Annotated in this window: 2 rRNA genes; both read left to right on the forward strand. The window is 52.3% G+C overall.

The window, feature by feature from the left end:
- Nucleotides 1-101: 101 nt before the first annotated feature.
- Nucleotides 102-2,994 (forward strand): 23S ribosomal RNA (locus EL17_RS22055).
- Nucleotides 2,995-3,138: 144 nt separating this feature from the next.
- Nucleotides 3,139-3,248, forward strand: a 5S ribosomal RNA gene (gene rrf, locus EL17_RS22060); the annotation flags it as partial.

Below are 3,248 nucleotides of genomic sequence, written 5' to 3' on the forward strand. Positions count from 1 at the left end.
AACAAGTTCTTTGACATGTTGAGCAGAAAATGCAACAGATAGGTTGACGGAAGTTAACCGCAGAGTAAGCAATAAATTTATTAATATAGATTCATAATTGAGTTTAAGTAATTAAGGGCGCACGGGGGATGCCTAGGCTCTCAGAGGCGAAGAAGGACGTGACAAGCTGCGATAAGCTGCGGGGACCGGCACAGACGGTGCGATCCGCAGATTTCCGAATGGGGCAACCCAGCCAGCAATGGTTATATCGAAAGATAGGCGAACGTGGGGAACTGAAACATCTAAGTACCCATAGGAGGAGAAAACAACAGTGATTCCGTAAGTAGTGGCGAGCGAACGCGGAACAGCCCAAACCATACATGTTACGGCATGTACGGGGTAATAGGACCTGCATAATCGAAGACATTTCAGACGTGAACGCCATGGGAAAGGCGGCCGTAGATGGTGAGAGCCCCGTAACGGAAGGAAATGTCAAGAGGCGGGTATCCTGAGTAGGTCGGGACCGGAGAAATCCCGATTGAATTTGCCGGCACCATCCGGTAAGGCTAAATACTCCTGAGAGACCGATAGTGAACCAGTACCGTGAGGGAAAGGTGAAAAGTACCGTGAATAACGGGGTGAAATAGAACCTGAAACCGTGCGCTTACAAGCGGTCGGAGCGGAGCGATTCCGTGACGGCGTGCCTTTTGCATAATGAGCCTACGAGTTACTCCTCACTGGCAAGGGTAAGGATTTAAGATCCGCACCCGGAGCGAAAGCGAGTCTGAACAGGGCGCTGAGTCAGTGGGGGTAGACGCGAAACTTTGTGATCTACCCATGGACAGGTTGAAGCTCTGGTAAAACAGAGTGGAGGACCGAACCGATAAACGTTGAAAAGTTTCCGGATGATCTGTGGGTAGGGGTGAAAGGCCAATCAAACTGAGAAATAGCTCGTACTCCCCGAAATGTTTTTAGGAACAGCGTCGGGAATTGTACGGCGGAGGTAGAGCTACCGATAGGACTAGGGGGAGTCACATCCTACCAAATCCTGACGAACTCCGAATGCCGCCATACAGAACCGGCAGTGAGGGCTTGGGTGCTAAGGTCCAAGTCCGAGAGGGAAAGAACCCAGACCTGCCGCTAAGGTCCCAAAATCCACACTAAGTTGAACAAAGGTGGTCCAGTTGCAGAGACAGCCAGGAGGTTAGCTTGGAAGCAGCTATTCCTTTAAAGAGTGCGTAACAGCTCACTGGTCGAGCGACAGGGCGTCGATAATAATCGGGCATCAAGTGTGGTACCGAAGCGCAGGATTGTATGTGGTGATACGTCATCACGCAGTGGTAGGGGAGCATTCCAATGACAGCGAAGGTACATGGCAATGTGTGCTGGAGACATTGGAAAAGCAAATGTAGGCATAAGTAACGATAAGGCGGGCGAGAAACCCGCCCACCGATAGACCAAGGTTTCCTGATCAACGCTAATCGGATCAGGGTCAGTCGGGACCTAAGGCGAAGCCGAAAGGCGCAGTCGATGGACAACGGGTTAATATTCCCGTACCTGTTATACAGGCAATGGAGGGACGGAGTGATGAAAGACACGCCCGGTGACGGAATACCGGGTTGAAGGTCGTAGGTATTGGGGGTGTAGTAAAATGCGCACCCTTAGCCGAAAGCCGATAGTACCGAGCGTCTTCGGACAATCGGATAGCTGTCCTAAGAGCTTCCAAGAAAATCTTCTAGCGTTAAGCGTATAACGGCCCGTACCGCAAACCGACACAGGTGGTCAAGGAGAGAATCCTGAGGTGCTCGAGTGAATCATGGCTAAGGAACTCGGCAAAATGGCCCTGTAACTTCGGGAGAAGGGGCGCCTACCCACAGCGATGTGGGAGGCCGCAGTGAAAAGGCCCAGGCGACTGTTTATCAAAAACACATGGCTTTGCGAAGTGGCAACACGAAGTATAAGGCCTGACACCTGCCCGGTGCTGGAAGGTTAAGGGGGGGCGTTACCGCAAGGGAAGCGCTGAACTGAAGCCCCAGTAAACGGCGGCCGTAACTATAACGGTCCTAAGGTAGCGAAATTCCTTGTCGGGTAAGTTCCGACCTGCACGAATGGTGTAACGATCTGGGCACTGTCTCAGCCATGAGCTCGGTGAAATTGTAGTCGCGGTGAAGATGCCGCGTACCCGCAACGGGACGGAAAGACCCCATGAACCTTTACTGCAACTTAACATTGGCATTGGGCAAACGATGTGTAGGATAGGCCGGAGGCAGTGAAGTGGCGTCGCCAGGCGCTGTGGAGCCAACCTTGAAATACGGCCCTTTGTTTGTCCGGTGTCTAATCCCTCAAGGAGGGAGACATTGTTTGGTGGGTAGTTTGACTGGGGTGGTCGCCTCCAAAAAGGTAACGGAGGCTTCCAAAGGTCCCCTCAGTACGCTTGGTAACCGTACGCGGAGTGCAATAGCATAAGGGGGCTTGACTGTAAGGCCGACAAGCCGAGCAGGGACGAAAGTCGGGTATAGTGATCCGGCGGTTCTGTATGGAAGGGCCGTCGCTCAAAGGATAAAAGGTACTCTGGGGATAACAGGCTGATCTCCCCCAAGAGCTCATATCGACGGGGAGGTTTGGCACCTCGATGTCGGCTCGTCACATCCTGGGGCTGGAGAAGGTCCCAAGGGTTGGGCTGTTCGCCCATTAAAGTGGCACGCGAGCTGGGTTCAGAACGTCGTGAGACAGTTCGGTCCCTATCTGTTGCGGGCGTGGGAAGTTTGAGGAGACCTGACCTTAGTACGAGAGGACCGGGTTGGACTGACCGCTGGTGTACCGGTTGTGATGCCAATTGCATTGCCGGGTAGCTACGTCGGGAAGAGATAAGCGCTGAAAGCATCTAAGTGCGAAACTCCCTCCAAGATGAGACTTCCAATAAGGGCCGTCAGAGACGATGACGTCGATAGGCTGCAGGTGTAAAGTCAGAAATGACATAGCTGAGCAGTACTAATTGCCCGGAAACTTAAACACACGCTTTATCTGTTGCATTTTCTGCGAAACATATCAAAACTATACTGTAGATGGTATAGAAAAGAACTTAAGATATTTTCCCCGCATGGGGACTGTCACCTGAGATACCTGGTAGTTGATACTCTGTAGAAGGTACAGAAAAATTTAGGCGGCCTAGCGCAGGGGCCCCACCTCTTCCCATCCCGAACAGAGAAGTTAAGCCCTGCAGCGCCGATGGTACTGGAGTCACATCCGGGAGAGTAGGTCGCCGCCTT

This window comes from Anditalea andensis (assembly GCF_000714815.1).
In the GTDB taxonomy this organism is placed as follows: Bacteria; Bacteroidota; Bacteroidia; order Cytophagales; family Cyclobacteriaceae; genus Anditalea; species Anditalea andensis.